This window comes from Candidatus Kaistella beijingensis, assembly GCF_020084865.1.
In the GTDB taxonomy this organism is placed as follows: domain Bacteria; phylum Bacteroidota; class Bacteroidia; order Flavobacteriales; family Weeksellaceae; genus Kaistella; species Kaistella beijingensis.
The window spans coordinates 893437-909609 of the sequence record NZ_CP071953.1 but is presented as its reverse complement, the minus strand read 5'-3'; the positions used below and the strand labels follow the sequence as shown (position 1 = coordinate 909609).

At 37.2% G+C, this 16173-nt stretch carries 16 protein-coding genes; 8 read left to right on the top strand and 8 right to left on the bottom strand.

Annotated elements, in window-relative coordinates:
• Nucleotides 1–144: 144 nt before the first annotated feature.
• The gene (locus J4771_RS04210; protein WP_224136752.1) at nt 145–813 is read left to right on the top strand and encodes a TrmH family RNA methyltransferase; all 669 of its coding nucleotides are present in this window, start codon (nt 145–147) and stop codon (nt 811–813) included.
• Nucleotides 814–870: 57 nt separating this feature from the next.
• On the opposite strand, the gene J4771_RS04205 is transcribed toward J4771_RS04210, so the two are convergent.
• Nucleotides 871–1659 carry an RsmE family RNA methyltransferase gene (locus J4771_RS04205; protein WP_224136751.1) on the bottom strand — a complete coding sequence of 263 codons (789 nt, stop codon included), beginning with the start codon at nt 1657–1659 and terminating at the stop codon, nt 871–873.
• 55 nt (nt 1660–1714) lie between these two features.
• Nucleotides 1715–2734 carry a tRNA (adenosine(37)-N6)-threonylcarbamoyltransferase complex transferase subunit TsaD gene (gene tsaD / locus J4771_RS04200; RefSeq protein ID WP_224136750.1) on the bottom strand — a complete coding sequence of 340 codons (1020 nt, stop codon included), beginning with the start codon at nt 2732–2734 and terminating at the stop codon, nt 1715–1717.
• Nucleotides 2735–2736: 2 nt separating this feature from the next.
• Between tsaD and J4771_RS04195 the strand changes: the two genes are divergently transcribed.
• The 7 genes from J4771_RS04195 (at nt 2737) to J4771_RS04165 (ending at nt 11389) form a co-directional block, all read left to right on the top strand.
• A complete protein-coding gene (locus tag J4771_RS04195) occupies nt 2737–7506 on the top strand; it encodes a translocation/assembly module TamB domain-containing protein (RefSeq protein WP_224136749.1) in 4770 nt (1589 codons plus the stop codon).
• 143 nt (nt 7507–7649) lie between these two features.
• Nucleotides 7650–8120: an Lrp/AsnC family transcriptional regulator gene (locus J4771_RS04190; RefSeq protein WP_224136748.1), complete on the top strand. Its 471-nt coding sequence runs from the start codon at nt 7650–7652 to the stop codon at nt 8118–8120.
• A 39-nt stretch (nt 8121–8159) separates the two neighbouring features.
• A complete protein-coding gene (locus J4771_RS04185) occupies nt 8160–8561 on the top strand; it encodes a hypothetical protein (RefSeq protein WP_224136747.1) in 402 nt (133 codons plus the stop codon).
• 1 nt (nt 8562) lies between these two features.
• Complete coding sequence (locus J4771_RS04180) at nt 8563–8994, top strand: RrF2 family transcriptional regulator (protein WP_224136745.1); 432 nt, start codon at nt 8563–8565, stop codon at nt 8992–8994.
• An 84-nt stretch (nt 8995–9078) separates the two neighbouring features.
• Entirely contained in the window at nt 9079–9798 is a 720-nt protein-coding gene (gene ric / locus J4771_RS04175) for an iron-sulfur cluster repair di-iron protein (protein WP_224136743.1), read from the top strand.
• Between the two features lie 88 nt (nt 9799–9886).
• Nucleotides 9887–10258: a DMT family protein gene (locus tag J4771_RS04170; RefSeq protein ID WP_224136741.1), complete on the top strand. Its 372-nt coding sequence runs from the start codon at nt 9887–9889 to the stop codon at nt 10256–10258.
• Nucleotides 10259–10261: 3 nt separating this feature from the next.
• Complete coding sequence (locus J4771_RS04165) at nt 10262–11389, top strand: hypothetical protein (protein ID WP_224136731.1); 1128 nt, start codon at nt 10262–10264, stop codon at nt 11387–11389.
• A 3-nt stretch (nt 11390–11392) separates the two neighbouring features.
• On the opposite strand, the gene J4771_RS04160 is transcribed toward J4771_RS04165, so the two are convergent.
• The 6 genes from J4771_RS04160 to J4771_RS04135 form a co-directional block, all read right to left on the bottom strand.
• Entirely contained in the window at nt 11393–11752 is a 360-nt protein-coding gene (locus tag J4771_RS04160) for a DUF2200 domain-containing protein (protein ID WP_224136729.1), read from the bottom strand.
• A gap of 104 nt (nt 11753–11856) precedes the next feature.
• Nucleotides 11857–12804, bottom strand: coding sequence for a transketolase family protein (locus J4771_RS04155; RefSeq protein ID WP_224136727.1), 948 nt, complete (start codon nt 12802–12804; stop codon nt 11857–11859).
• Nucleotides 12805–12849: 45 nt separating this feature from the next.
• Entirely contained in the window at nt 12850–13701 is an 852-nt protein-coding gene (locus J4771_RS04150) for a transketolase (protein ID WP_224136725.1), read from the bottom strand.
• Between the two features lie 108 nt (nt 13702–13809).
• A complete protein-coding gene (locus J4771_RS04145) occupies nt 13810–14433 on the bottom strand; it encodes an HAD family hydrolase (protein ID WP_224136723.1) in 624 nt (207 codons plus the stop codon).
• An 11-nt stretch (nt 14434–14444) separates the two neighbouring features.
• The gene (locus J4771_RS04140; RefSeq protein WP_224136721.1) at nt 14445–15728 is read right to left on the bottom strand and encodes a Na+/H+ antiporter NhaC family protein; all 1284 of its coding nucleotides are present in this window, start codon (nt 15726–15728) and stop codon (nt 14445–14447) included.
• Nucleotides 15729–15737: 9 nt separating this feature from the next.
• Entirely contained in the window at nt 15738–16172 is a 435-nt protein-coding gene (locus J4771_RS04135) for a type I restriction enzyme HsdR N-terminal domain-containing protein (RefSeq protein WP_224136719.1), read from the bottom strand.
• Between the last annotated feature and the right edge of the window lies 1 nt (nt 16173).

The following is a 16173-nucleotide window of genomic DNA, read 5'->3' as shown; positions in this document are numbered from 1 at the left end:
CCACCAAAAATCTTTAATTGTTCCTTTGTTTACTTCTCAAGTTTTTTTAAAAAAAAATTATGGAAAAACACACAGAACTTTTGTGACTTTTGCGGTTTTAGAGTTTGATTTTTGCAGCAGCTTAATTTCCCTTATTTTTGGGCCATGAAAAATCGCGAAACCTTCGAATACCTCAAACAGTTCCTAACCGACGAACGTTTGCGAAAAATTGAACATTTCGCGGCAGAAAGTTCCGATTTCGTTTTACCGGTGATGGAAGATGTGTATCAGTTCCGGAATGCGGCTGCAATTGTGCGTTCCGTTGAAGCATGCGGTTTCCACAAAATTGTGGCGATGGAAAGCGATAATGTTTTCAACCCAAATTTGCGCGTGACAAAAGGTGCAGAAAATTGGGTGGAAGTAGAAAAACTTCCCCATCATTTAGATTCTTTGAAGGAAATCAAAAACCGAGGCTACAAGATTCTAGCAGTTTCACCTGAAAACAACGCAACGATGCTTCCCGATTATCAAATGAATGAACCCGTCGCTTTGGTTTTCGGAACCGAACTGGAAGGAGTTACCGATGAAATTTTAGATTTTGCGGATGAAACTTTAGCCATTCCGATGTATGGATTTACAAAAAGTTTTAATGTTTCGGTTGCAGCTGCGATTTGTGTTTATGAACTCAAACAGAAACTTATCAAATCTAATATCGACTACAAACTTTCGGAAGAAAAATTGTGGAAAATGAAGGTTCGATGGGCGGTAAATTCCATCAGAAGCGGGGAAGAGATTTTGGAAAAATATCTGCGGGAACGGAAAAAATTTGACTAGAATTTGTAGTGCCGCGAATGCACGAATAAATACATTGGTGTATTCGTGGCAAAAAAATTAGCTAATTGTTTGAAAGTAATTCCAAGCCGCCACAAAAATTCCCGCAGTTTCCGTTCGCAATCGCTGGTTCCCAAGCGAGACTGCTTTAATTCCTTTATCCGCCAAAAGTTGGATTTCTTTATCCGAAAAATCTCCTTCAGGACCGATTAAAAATGTGATTTCGTTTGGATTTTTAGTTTTGTCATGCTGAGGTTCTCGAAGCATCATTACAGCATCATTTCCAAAACCTTTTTCTTGATTTAAAATTTTATTGGGAAAGTTTCGAAGCGTTTTTAAATCAATCCTTTCCAAATTTTCATTGCAATGTGCCACAAAACTCGTTTCAGGATCTAAAGTTTTAATGAAATCTGAAAACTTCGTCAAGTCATGAATAATGGGAAAATAAAAACGCAAACTCTGTTTAGAAGCTGCAACACTCTGTTTCCGAAGTTTTTCAATATTAAGATTTTTTCTTTCTGTTTTTTCGGTTTGAATTAAAGTGATTTCCGAAATGCCCATTTCTGTAGCTTTTTCTACAAAAAATTCAATTCGGTCGATGTTTTTTGTCGGAGCGATTGCAATATGAAGTTTGGTCGGAAAATCAGGAAGATTTTCTTGGATTTCCGAAACATCTAAAGAAACTTTTTTCCCTTCAAAAACGAGATTTCCTTTTGTCAGATTTCCCTTACCATCAGTGACGAAAATTTCTTCACCTTCACGCATACGAAGCACTTTCACGATGTGTTGCTGTTCTTCATCGTTGATTTCAACTTTCCCGTTTTCAATATTTCCAAAAAATAATTTCATGCAAAGAATTCAATATTCAACATTCAAAATTCAAAATCTTATCAAAAACCCCTGATCAATCCAGTTCATATCTCGCCGTTGCAGAAATCGATAATTCTGCAAATTCTCCCCGTTCATATTTCAGTTGTGCAACCATTGCAATCATTGCGGCGTTATCTGTCGTGTATTCAAATTTCGGGATGTAGATATTCCAACCTAATTTTTCTTCATTTTTCTTCATCGCCTCCCTCAAACCTGAATTGGCAGAAACTCCACCTGCAATGGCAACGTCTTTAATTTCAAAATCTTTGGCTGCTTTTTCTAACTTTTCCATTAAAATTTCAACAATGGATTTCTGAACGGAAGCACAAAGATTTTCAAGATTTTCTTTAATGAAATCAGGATTTTTTTTCAATTCCTTTTGAATGAAATAAAGCACCGAAGTTTTAATTCCACTGAAAGAATAATCGTAATTTTCTAATCGCGGTTTATTAAATTTAAATGAATTTTCGTCGCCGTTTTTTGCTAATCTGTCAACAATTGGACCTGCAGGATAATCGAGCTCGAAAATTTTTCCAATCTTGTCGAACGCTTCTCCTGCCGCATCATCAGTAGTTTTTCCGATGATTTCCATATCGAAATAATCCTTAACCAGGACAATCATCGTATGTCCGCCGGAAACGGTTAAACACAAAAAAGGGAATTTTGGGGGCATAATATTTGCATCCTCGATGAAGTGTGCTAAAATGTGTGCTTGCAGGTGGTTTACTTCAATTAAAGGGACATTCAGACTCATCGATAAAGATTTTGCGAAGGAAGTTCCCACAAGTAACGAACCCAAAAGTCCCGGACCACGCGTAAATCCAATGGCAGAAATATCTTTTTGTTGTATATTTGCTTTATTGACTGCTTTTTCTACAACAGGAATAATATTTTGCTGATGCGCTCTTGAAGCCAACTCTGGAACAACTCCACCATATTCGTTGTGGATTTCTTGATTGGCTGCAATGTTGGAGAGGATTTTGTTCCCGCGGATGACCGCTGCAGAAGTATCGTCGCACGAGGATTCGATCCCTAAAATTATTGACTCGTTCATAAATGGCAAATTTAAAGAATAATAACGATAACGAAAACAAAAAATCTGTTGCAGAAAACATCGGCGATTCCGTGCAGAAAGGCGTAGAGAATGTGCAGCAAACGGTGAAAGAAACCGTGAAGGATGCTGCAAATCTTGCTTCTGATGCCATTACACATCCCGTAGAAACTGCAGGTGAATTTGTAGAACAGGCTGCAAAAGACGTCACCAACTACAAATGGTGGGCAAAACTTCTATTGGTGGTTTTTTGGACAGGGTTGGTTCTTTTTCTTGCATTTGTAGTTATCATTAATCTTCCTGCGACCAAAAATTGGGCTGCACAAAAAGTCATCACTAAACTGAACGAGAACTTAAAATCACAGATGTCTTTTGATCGCGTAGATGTGAATTATTTCGGTGACGTATATATTCACAATGTATCTATTAAGGATTATAAAGGTTTAAAGTTTATTAAGGCACGACAGTTATACGCAGATTCAGATTGGTTTTCTATTATCAGTGATTCCCGAAATATGCAGTTTCAGTCCTTGGCGCTCAAAAATTTGGATTTAAAAGTGGTCACTTATAAAGGAGATTCCATTTCAAATTTTGTCCGTTTTATCGAGTTGTTTGAAGGTGGTCCTTCCGATCCAAAGAAGCCGCCGTTTGAATTGAAATCAAGAATTTTCATCAACGACTCCAAAGTTTCCATTATCAACCAAAACCATGAAGGTGACGAGGGAAAATGGTTAATGGCAAATAACGTAAATCTTATCGTTCCTGAGTTGAAAGTGAACGGTTCCAACGTTTTTGCACAAATCAACAATTTTAGATTTACCACCGAAAGATGGGGCAAAAAACACAATGTCGATACATTTTCGGGAGATCTGGCTTTAACAAAAGAATTTCTATCATTAAAAGATTTGACGTTTAATACCGACCATTCTTTACTTCAAGGCGATATCAAATTTAATCTCAACAATGGTTCTTGGGCGGAATTCGAAGACAAAGTTCGATGGGATCTAAAAATGTTGCAGGGAAGCCAAATTAGCGGGTACGACATCAGTTATTTTGTAACCAATTGGGATAATTACAAGCCAATCAATATTTCGGGAAAAATGACGGGGCCGCTGAATAAATTTTATTTGGACGATTTCCTCATTAGAAATCCAAACCTCAATATCAGAACCAATACGATGAAAGTTTCCAACATTTTGAAAGGAAATTTTCAGATTGAATCCAATACCATTTCCACCGATTTTACCTATAAAGATTTAAAGGCGATGATGCCGACTTTCATCTCCTCGAAAATGAAAAATTTTGCTGATGATTTTGGCAGAATGAAATTTAACGGTGCAGCAAGAGTAAATCCTGAACAGGTTTATGTACCGAATGCAAGATTGATTACAGGAATTGGTCAGGCAAAAATTTCGCAGTTTTATTTGGATGACTACAGTTCGAATCTACCAAAATATCGTGGTTATGCAGAAGTGAACGATTTGAATACTTCTGTGATTACCAAAAGCAAAGCGGTGGGTTTAATATCGGGTAAATTCAATTTACAGGGCGAAAGTTTTGATGTGAATACGATGCGTTTAAGAACCAAATCTCAAATCGCAAAAATTGAGATTATGGATAAAGTCATCAACAATCTTTATCTCGACGGATTTTTGGACCATAAAAAATACAACGGAATCATCAACGTAAATGATGAACAGGCGAAAGCCAATGTAAAAGGCCTCATCGATTTCAGTAAGCCGAGGATTCTTGCAGATGTAATTGCGGACGTAAAACATTTAAACATCAATTATTTCACGGGTGGAAAAGGAACTCAAATTGTTTCCGGTTTGGTGGATGGAAAAATTTCGATGACCAATATCAATGACCTGAATTTGGATGCTGATTTACGAAATGTAAACTTCACTAATGCAACCAACAAATACATCATTCCAAACGCAAAAGTGAAAGCTTTCTTTGAAAACGGAAACCGAATCGTTTCTGTGGACGCGCCAGGAGCGGTTAACGGAAAAATTGCAGGGAAATTTAATCTTGGTGATTTGGGCGGAATGATTCAGAACGGAATCGGGAAAATTTTAGTGGGACCACCTCCAAGAAAAGTGTATCGCGGACAAAGTTTTACGATGGATTTTGATGTGAAACAGGGATTGGTAAGCTATTTTGAGCCGAATCTGCATCTTCCGAAAGGTGCAACTGTAAACGGATCTTATGATGGTAATTCCAACAATTTGATTTTAAATATTGATGCAGAAACTTTGAAATATGTGATGACCAAAAAAGAGGAAATCACAGAAGCCGACAAAGCTTTGGCAAAAGCAAATCCTGCCTACAAAATCACCGAACGCGACAAAATCACCAAAGACAGCGCGATGGTGGATCAATTGATGGTTCGGATTAATACGGCGAATCTGCAAGAGCAAATCTTCGCAAAAGTTGATCGGGTAGAGTACAACAAAAATATTCTGAAAGATATTACTTTAAGAGGTCATAACGAAAACAACCGAATTCTGCATATTGCAGCAAATTTCAAACATGGGACTCCTGAAGAAGAAATAAAGCAGGAACTGAAAGAATATGCGGTAAATCTTAATCAAACCACCAATTCTGCGGGTGATTACGTATTCCGATTTGAGCCTACTTCCGTGAAATTTAACGATGTGGAATGGACGGTTGATACCAATCCGGAACTCAATCATTCGATAACCTATCTTAAAAAAACGGGCGATTTCTTTATTCAAAACCTGCGGCTTTATTCGGATGAGAGTGAACTTCTCGTGAAAGAATCTGTTTTTAAATCGGCAAAAGATTTCTCTGTTGAAGGCGAGGTGAAAAATCTTGCTCTTGCGAAAGTTTTAGCGTTAACTAAAACCGAAAACAGCATGGATATTAAAGGAACTGCAAACGGAACCTTCAATATCAAAATGGACAAAAATAATTTGGAACCACTCGTTGATTTAGATATTACCGATATTTTCATGAACGGAAAAGATATGGGAAATGTCGTGATCAATGTTCAGAAAAGCGCTGTACCAAATGTTTTTGATGTGGATGCAAAAGTAACTTCTTCCGGAATTATTGGTGATAACAATCTTCATTTAACGGGAACAATCAACAACAATACTTCTTCACCAACTTTGAATTTGGTTGCGGAAATGAAAGATTTCGACCTCGCTTTTGCACAAGAATTTGTGAAAGGTGTTTTCGGGAATCTGCGTGGAAAAGCGTCGGGTGATTTGAAAATTTCGGGACCGTTGAGCGACATCGATTACAGTGGAGACATTGCGATGAAACAGCTTGGTTTGAAATTGAATTTCACGGGAGTTGATTATTCTTTTGACGATACCGTCATTTCACTTTCCAAAGGTTTGGCGATTTTAAACGACATCGGTGTGAAAGATGGTAGAACCAATTCCAAAGGTTCCATTTCGGGTGCGATTCAGTTTGAGACGATTTCTTCAATGGGTGTCAACTTGGTAATGAGAGCAGATAACTTAATGTTGCTGAATACCACTCAAAAAGATTTCGACTTATTTTGGGGAAGAATCTACGGAAACGGAACTTTGTATGTAGATGGACCTGTTTCTGCACTTAATATTTCCACTCCGGAAATGAAGGCATTGAATAATTCAGTTTTCACTTTTAATTCGAATTCAACTTCCAATGTGGAAGAATTTAAAATGTTGAGATTCCTGAAAAGAGATGATGCAGGAATTATCACCGTGGAAGACAAGAAAAAATCGAGCGCAAATATGAACATCGATTTCACGCTTTCTGTGGATAAAGGAACCACCGTAAACGTTTTGGTAGGCGACGATATCGGAGATATTACCGTTCGTGGTAACGCAGATCGGTTGCGTTTTGTGATGAGCAGAAGCGGCGCAATTTCAATGAACGGAAATTATTTTGTGGACAACGGAACTTTCGTTTCTAAGGCGATTTTGAACAGAACTTTCCAAATTACGAAAGGCAGCTCGATTCGCTGGGATGGCGATGCGATGTCGCCCGATTTGGATATTAATGCAACTTATTTAAGGACAGTAACCAACGCCGGACAATATCTAAACATGGGAAGTCTGCAGCCAATTAATGTTCTACTTTCAACCAGAATTACGCAAACTTTAACCAATCCAAAAATTGAATTAGGTGTTTCTGCACAAGATGTTTCGAGTAGTTTACGGGAAACTTTAGATCAGAAAATGTCAAATGAAGACGAAAAAGTGATTCAGTTTGGTTCAGTTTTGGTGATGAACAGTTTTAATGTAGGTAATTCGGCATTTGATATTAACCTTGGAAATACGCTTGAAACTTCAGGATACAACATGCTTTTCAAACAGCTTGGTTCGGTTTTAAATACGATTAGTAATGAATTTCAGGTCGATTTAAATTATCTGAAAGGAGATACCGGTTCCAATTCTGGAGACCGTGCAAATGCAAGTGTAAGTTTTGCGCTTTCGCCAAGAGTGAAGGTGAAAACCGGACTTGGTGTACCGATTTCTAAAACAGAAAATACCGATGCAAATTATCTTTCGGGTGAAGGAATTATTGAATACGACTGGTCTAAAAAGAATGACGGGACTCGTTTGTTAAGAGCCTATTCAAAACCATCAAATATTGGAATTACCGGTGCGACCGGGGGAAATGTAGCAGCAAATCAAAGCTACGGAGTCGGTGTTGTGTACACTAAAAGTTTTAATACCATCTTTAAAAGAAAGAAAAAAGATAAAACTACGCAAACCGCTGATTCTGAAATTAAAAGAGATTCCATCAAAAAATAATCAATAAAATAACGATTTTAATGCAAAACATAAAGTTTGCGTTAAAAGTTGTTAATATTTAACTAAAATTTTTAATTTTAATATTTTTTCGTAAATTTGCAAAAATTTGTGAATATCAATATTAAAATTGTAAAATATATAAAATGAACTATCAACTTGATGAAATAGACAAAAAAATCCTAGATTTTTTAGTAGAAAATACAAGAATGCCTTTCACGGAAATCGCTAAACAGATGGACGTTTCCGCTGGTACAATCCACGTGAGAGTAAAGAAAATGGAAGATGCAGGAATTATTCTGGGTTCATCTCTAAATATCGATTATGGTAAACTGGATTACCATTTCACTGCTTTCATCGGAATTCTTTTGACTAAATCAAACAGAACCCAGGAAGTTTTGAAGGAGTTAACTACCATTCCAAACGTAATCGAAGCAAGCGTGATTTCTGGTAAATACAATATCTTCTGCAAAGTAAGAGCGAAAAATACCGAAGACGCAAAAAGAATCATCTACCAAATTGATGATATCCAGGATGTTATGAGAACGGAAAGTATGATTTCTATGGAAGAATTCCTTTCTGACAAAAACAGGTTGATCAACGCGGTTTCTATCTAAAAACCTACTTTTATCAACAATAATTAAAACTTTTGAATTTTGTTCAAAAGTTTTTTTACTTTTACCATTATGAATGAATTTGCCAACGAAAGTCCGAAAAAAGATCTAGGATTTATTCTCTCGCTTTGTGCGCTGTTGTTTTTTACTTTAATGGGAATCGGCATTGATGCGGATGAATTCGCCCAACATGCAGAACTCGAAATTCCGGTATGGTATTTCTATCTGATTTTTGCAGTTGATTTTCTAATGGTTTTAGGAATTGTGCTGATTTTTTTCTACCGAAAAATTGGAGTCTATTTATTTCCAATCGCTTTAATAATGCACTTTTTGTTTCATAATTATTACCTTTCAACATTTCTGTACACCGATGTAACCAATATGTTCCTGTACATTGGATTGGGTTTACTTGCCATCATTCCTAAATTTCAGTTTTTTAAGTAAGATGTTTTCCAAAGCTTGTGAATATGCGATTAAAGCCACTATTTATATCGCAAAACAAAGTCAGCACGACCAACGTGTGAATGTAAAAGAAGTTGCAGAAGCAGTAAATGCTCCAGTTGCATTCACAGCGAAAATTTTGCAGCAGCTTTGTCGGGCAAATATTTTAGAATCTGTTCGTGGAAAGCAGGGCGGATTTATATTTACCGAAAGTCACCAAAAGAAGGTGAAGATTTTTGACGTGGTTCATTTAATCGATGGAAACGGTATTTTCACCAATTGCGGATTGGGTTTACATCAATGTTCTTCCGAAAATCCTTGTCCCGTGCACGACGATTTTAAACTTGTGCGCGAAAACTTGGCGATGATGACGCAGAAATATTCATTTTTCGACCTTGCTCAAAGAACGGAACACGGCTTAGCTTGGCTGAAATAATTTTTTTTATTTTTAATTAAGATAAATTTGTCCGAATTAAAAATTAAACCTAACTTTGGGGTATAATTTTAAAACAAGTATTAAATGTTGACTCAAGAAAAAACAATCGGAGATTTTGTAGCAGAAGATTTTAGAACTGCAGAAGTTTTTAAAAAATACCATATCGATTTCTGTTGTAAAGGCGGCAGAACCATTGAAGAAGCCTGCGAAAAGAAAAACATCAATCCTGAAGATTTATATAAAGATTTGGAAACTGTGGCAAATCGTTCCACAAATTCCGACATAGATTTCAATTCTTGGCCTTTAGATTTATTGGCGGATTATGTGGAGAAAACGCATCACCGTTATGTGGAAGAAAAAACGCAGATGATTATTCCGTACTTGAATAAACTTTGCAAAGTTCACGGCGACAGACATCCTGAATTATTTGAAATCAACACTCTTTTCATCGAAAGCGCGCGAGATTTGGCAGCGCACATGAAGAAAGAAGAACTGATTCTTTTCCCGTTCATCAAAAGAATGGTTGAAGCTGAAAGAAAAGGGGAGAAGCTTGAAACTCCACGTTTCGGAACCGTTGAGAATCCTGTAGATTCCATGAAACACGAACATACGGTGGAAGGTGAACGCTTTGAAAAAATGGCGAAATTAACCAACAGTTATCAATTTCCTGCCGATGCTTGCGGAACTTACCAAGTCACTTATAAAATGTTGGAAGATTTTGAAAGTAATCTGCATAAACACATTCATTTAGAGAATAATATTCTTTTCCCGAAAGCAATCGCCTTGGAGAAAACCCTGAACTAAATTTTTCACTGTTTTTTTTCAGAATCCGTTTCAGAATTTTTGAGGCGGATTTTGTTTTTTGCCTATTTTTGGGGAAAATTTATAAATCATGAGCAAAGCCATATTCACGATTTTATTTCTCGTGATTTCCAACGTTTTCATGACACTCGCTTGGTACGGACATTTAAAATTCGAGGAGATGGGTTGGCTGAAAAAGGCAGGAATTTTTTCCATCATCTTTTTAAGTTGGGGACTGGCTTTATTTGAGTACATGTTCCAAGTTCCCGCAAACAGAATTGGTTTTGAGGGGAATGGCGGTCCTTTCAGTTTGTTTCAGCTGAAAGTGATCCAGGAAGTGATAACGTTGGTCGTTTTCATGATTTTTGCAGTGGTTGCGTTTAAGAATATCAAACTTAGTATGAATCATCTTTATGCCTGTATTTGTTTGGTTTTGGCGGTGTATTTTGTTTTTAAAAAATAATTGATGAAGAAATCTCAAGGCATTTTTACGTTATTGGTTTTGATTTTCGGGTGGAGTATTTGTAAAAATTATGAAAACCGAAACTACGATTGGGATTTACCGGGCTATGTCGGAAGTGTTTTGGCGGCTGAATTTCCCGGGAATTTCGATAAAGTTCATCAACTCACGTTCCAGTCAATAAAACAGGAAGCTCCAGAAAGTGAATTCACCAATATCATCAAAGGAAATAATGCGAGGCAATCCTATTATGAAAATGCGCAGTCATTCTCTGAACAGTTGCCGTATTATCGGGTTAAAGTTTTATTTGTTGCCGCAATTGATTTCTTCTACAAGTTGGGATTTTCTTTGCCAAAATCGGTTTTGATAACCAATTTACTAAGCTGTTTTCTTGCAGGAATTTTTGTTTTCTTAATTCTGGGACATATTTTTCCGCAGAGAGTTTGGTTGGTTTTTTCGCTTTCGCTCGTCATCTTTTTACTTCCACTCTTTTCAGATTTAGCCATCGCACCAAATCCCGATATGTTTGGTTTTATGGTTTTGCTGGCTTTTTTCTATGCTTATTTAAAGAAGTATCCGTTATTGTTGAGGTTTCTTTTGATGGTCTGTCTAGTTTTAATCAGAACAGATTATTTGATTTTCGGGTTAAGTTATCTCTTCTTTGAATTGTTAGTTAATTATTCAAAATCTAAGAAAGTTGATTTGAAAATTATTGGGTATTCATTGATATTGTTCGCGATGTATTTTTCCCTCATCAAATTTTACCATTATCCAGGTTGGAAAGATTTGTTTTACGATTCCTTCATCAGCAGAAGGAATTTTATTTCTAAACAGAACCCCGACTTTACTTGGAGAGACTACATCAATGTTGCTTTCGGAAACTTGCTGAACATGAAAAAAGTAATTCTGTCCTCATCAATTTTAATGATTGCTTCGCTTTATCTAGGAAAAAAGAAAGAAGAAAAGCTGTTTGCCATTCTCCTTTTTGTGAATATTTATATGAAGTTCTTTTTATTTCCTGCGGCGGGACAGTTCCGTTTTTTCTTTCCGTTCATTATTTTGCAACTGTTTTGGATGTTTATTTTGATGCAAAAAAATCTTAATAACAAATCCCTGAAAACAGTTTTTGGTTAATAATTATGGTCTTAAAATCTTTTCCATCACTTTTCCTTTTGCCAATTCATCCACCAATTTATCCAAATATCTAATTTTCTGCATTAAAGGATTTTCAATTTCCTCCACACGGCAACCACAGATGACGCCCGTAATTTTGGAAACATTAGGATGGAGTTGCGGAGCATTCTTAAAGAAATCCTCAAAATTGGTTTTGTCTGCAATGATTTTATGTAAAGTCGCTTCATCATATCCCGTTAACCAAACAATAACTTCGTGAAGTTCGGCAATGGTTCGTCCTTTTTTCTCCACTTTTGTCACGTAATGCGGATAAACTGAGGCGAAGGACATTTTGAAAATGCGGTTATAATTTTTCTCATTCATAAACCAAATTTAACAAAAAAAAAACACGCCTTAAAAAAAGCGTGTTTTAAAATTTAGGAGACCTAAAAAGTTTTTAAAAGCTTGTTAGGTCTTATTTTTTACGATTATCTTTCCAAAATCCTCATCACCGCCTCTTTTACAGCAGCAGCATCGATTTTATATTTCTTCATTAATTCGGCCGGAGTTGCAGATTCCCCGAAAGTGTCGTTCACCGCAACAAATTCCTGGATTGTAGGTCTTTTTCTGGCAAGCATACCTGCAACAGATTCGCCTAAACCTCCGATGTAATTGTGTTCTTCGGCAGTAACAATTCTTCCTGTTTTTTCCACAGATTTAAGAATAATTTCTTCGTCCAAAGGTTTAATGGTGTGAATATTAATTACTTCGCAAGAAATTCCTTCTTTTTCCAGTTCATCTGCAGCAACCAAAGATTCCCAAACCAAATGTCCGGTTGCAACGATGGTTACGTCTTTTCCTTCTTGAAGTAAAATTCCTTTCCCAATTTCGAACTTCATATCTTCCGGAATAAAAACCGGAACGACGGGACGACCAAATCTCAAATAAACAGGACCTTCAAAATCGGCAATCGCCAAAGTTGCGGCTTTTGTTTGGTTGTAGTCGCAAGTGTTGATAACCGTCATTCCCGGAAGCATTTTCATCATTCCGATGTCTTCCAAAACTTGGTGAGTTGCACCGTCTTCTCCCAAAGTCAAACCGGCGTGAGAAGCGCAAATCTTTACATTTTTATTTGAATACGCAATCGACTGACGAATTTGGTCATAAACTCTTGACGTAGAAAAATTGGCAAAAGTTCCCGTGAAAGGAATTTTTCCGTTAATCGTTAAACCGGCTGCAATTCCCATCATGTTGGCTTCTGCAATTCCGATTTGGAAAAAGCGTTCCGGTGCTTTTTCGATGAATTTTTCCATCTTCAAAGAACCGATTAAGTCGGCGCAAAGTGCGACCACGTTTGGATTTTTATCGGCAAGTTCCGCCAATCCTGCTCCGAAACCGCTTCTTGTATCTTTTTTTTCTGTGTATGTATATTTCATTTTTATTTTTTTGATGTTTGTGAATTAATTTAAACTTCACAAATTTTAGTAATCAGCCGGAGCTTCTAAATATAATTGTTTGAAGGCGGTATCAAGCTGCTCATCGTTAGGCGCTTTTCCGTGCCATGCGTGAGTTCCGGTCATGAAATCAACCCCGTAACCCATTTCGGTATGAAGAATAATTGCGACAGGTTTTCCGTTTCCGGTTTCTGCTTTTGCTCTTTCAAGGATTGAAATTACTGCTTCCAGATCGTTTCCGTTTTTTTCATTCAACACTTTCCATCCAAAAGCTTCCAGTTTCGCGTGTAAATCTCCTAAACTTAAGACATCATCGGTATCTCCGTCGATCTGTCTTCCGTTGTAATCGATGGTTGCGATTACATTATCTACTTTTTTAGCAGCGGCAAACATCAAAGCTTCCCAGATTTGTCCTTCCTGTAATTCCCCGTCACCGTGAAGCGAGTAAACTAACGATTGATCTCCGTCCAATTTTTTTCCTAAAGCAGCTCCAATCGCAACAGAAAGTCCTTGTCCAAGCGAGCCCGAAGCGATTCTAACTCCCGGCAAACCTTCATGAGTTGTTGGGTGACCTTGAAGTCTGGAATCTAATTTTCTGAAAGTGGCCAATTCCGCAACCGGGAAAAATCCGAATCTTGCCAAAGTAGAGTAGAAAACGGGTGAAATGTGACCGTTGGAAAGAAAGAAAAGATCCTCATTTCTACCTTCCATACTGAAAGGTAACTTGTAGTTCATCACTTTTCCATAAAGTGCAGCGAAAAATTCGGTACAGCCCAAACTTCCGCCTGGATGGCCGGAATTCACTGCGTGAACCATTCTTAAAATGTCTCTTCTAATCTGCGTTGCAAGAGATTTTAACTCCTCAATAGATTTACTCATTATGTTGATTTATTTGCCTGCGAATTTACAAAATTTCGGTGGGTTTTAGAAATGAAATAGCAACGGGTTTTCGTGAAAGAATTTGAAATAATTAGCGTTGAATTATTACTAAAATTTCAATCCCAAATCTTCCAAATCCTTTTCCAAATCAGTTTCAGGTGTAATGTGAACCGTAATGAAACCTAAAGATTTCGCCACTTCAATGTTTTTAGCATTGTCATCAATAAATACAGATTCGTCAGCTTTAATGTGGTACCGCTCCAACAAAACTTCCCAAATTTTCGGGTTTGGTTTAATCAGTTTCTCCGTGCCTGAAACCACGATTTTCCCATCCAATATTTTGAAGAAATCGTAATTTTCCAAAGCATAGGGAAAAGTTTCTGCAGACCAGTTCGTCAATCCGAAAAGCTCATAATTTGAATGTTCCAGTTTTCGCAAAACCTCCACATTTTTAGGAATATCGGAGCGAAGCATTGTGGTCCAATTGTCGTAATAAGCACGCAATTCCTTTTCCCATTGAGGAAATTTTGCGACCTGTATTTCAGTTCCTTCCGCTAAAGTTCTACCCCGGTCTTGCTCGGCATTCCATTCGTCGGTTGCGATGTTTTTCAGGAAAAACTCCATCTTTTCATCATCATTAAAATAGTCTTTGAAGAAATACCGCGGATTCCAGTCCATCAAGACGCCACCAAAATCGAAAATGATATTTTTTATCTGTGAATTTTGCTGCATTTTTTATTGAGTTATTTTTTGCCGAACAGAATACTGGTCAGTGTGAACAGTAAAAGAATATGGAGGTAAAATGAATATTGCACGAGCTCGACATAATCCATCTTAAAACTGCTGAGTGAAATGAGAATCAGGATCTGTGCGCCGTAAGGAATTAAACCCTGTACATAACAGGAAAATATATCAAGCACTGAAGCACTTTGCTGTGGTTCCAGTCCGTATTTATCATTAATTTCTTTGGCTACTTTGCCCGAAATAATAATCGAAATGGTGTTGTTGGCAACGCAAAGATTGGCAACCGAAACCAAACCGCCAATTCCCAAAAGTGCTGTTTTTTTGGAATTGATGATTTTGCTGATGTTTTTAATAACGAAAGAAATTCCGCCGGCTTTTTCTACCATTGCTGCCAAACCTCCTGTGAGAAGTGAAAGAAGAAAAATCTCCGTCATGCTGGTAAATCCTTCATAGGTTTTTTTGGCAAAACCGATAAAATCGAAACTGCCATAACCAAATCCCAGTAATCCGGCGAAAATTAGTCCGGCGAATAATACAACGAAAACATTTAAACCAACTAATGATAGCGCAATAACCAGCAGATAAGGTAAAATTAAAACCAAATTGAATTCTTTGTTTCCGCTAATGACTGCTGTACCTTCCTGGTTGAATCCCAATACAATTAAAATTAAAATCGTTACCAACGCAGCGGGAAATGCTAACTTGGAATTGAAACGAAACTTATCTTTCATCTGGCAGCCTAAACTTTGGGTCGCAGCAATGGTAGTGTCCGAAATAATCGAAAGATTATCTCCAAACATCGCTCCGGAAAGCAACGATGCGCCTATTAATCCCAGCGGAGACTCACTTTTTTCAGCCAATGCAATCACAATCGGACCCAGCGTAACGATAGATCCCACCGATGTTCCGGAGGCGAAGGAAAGAAATGATGAGATCACGAAAACCCCCACGGGAAAATAGGCTGGAGAAATATAATTTAATCCCAGATTTACGATGGATTCTACACTACCTGTCGCTTTGGTTACCGTTGCGAAAGCACCTGCCAAAAGGTAAATAATACACATCGTGAGGATTTTTCCGTCGCCGCAACCTTTCAAGAAAGTATCAATTTTTTCGTTGATTTTTCCTTTTAGAAGGATAAAAGCAGCGGTAATTCCGATCAAAGCAGCGATAGGAGAGGGTAGCGCGTAAAAATCATCATTGTAAATTCCGAATCCCAAAAATACCAGCACAAAAATTAGCAAAGGAGATATGGAAATAAGTGGGTGGTTGAGTTTTAACATTTTGCAAAATTAATATGCAAAAGGCGAAAAAACGTAATGATTTTCAGAAAATTTAGCAAAAATGTGCTGCAGACCATTGCTCAAAATAATTTCTTCCGCCCCGATTACCGAGTTGTATCTTGCGATTTGCTCAAAAGTTTTTTCGGTGAGTTTGATGTTTGGAGCTTTACATTCGACCAAAATTTTCGGGAAGGTTTTTTCCGTGACCAATAAATCAATTCTCTTTGTTGTTTCGTTCAGTTCTATTTTTTTTTCTAGAATTAATGACGACAAATTCTTCCCCTTTTTATGGTGGAAATAATGAACCCAATGTTGTCGCACCCATTCTTCGGGAGTGAGTTGGAGCCACGTTTTTCGCACCAAATCATAAATAAAAAACCTATCTTTGTCTGTCTTGATCTTAAAATCAAAGTTATCCTCAAAGTTCAGTTTTGGAAGTTGCATT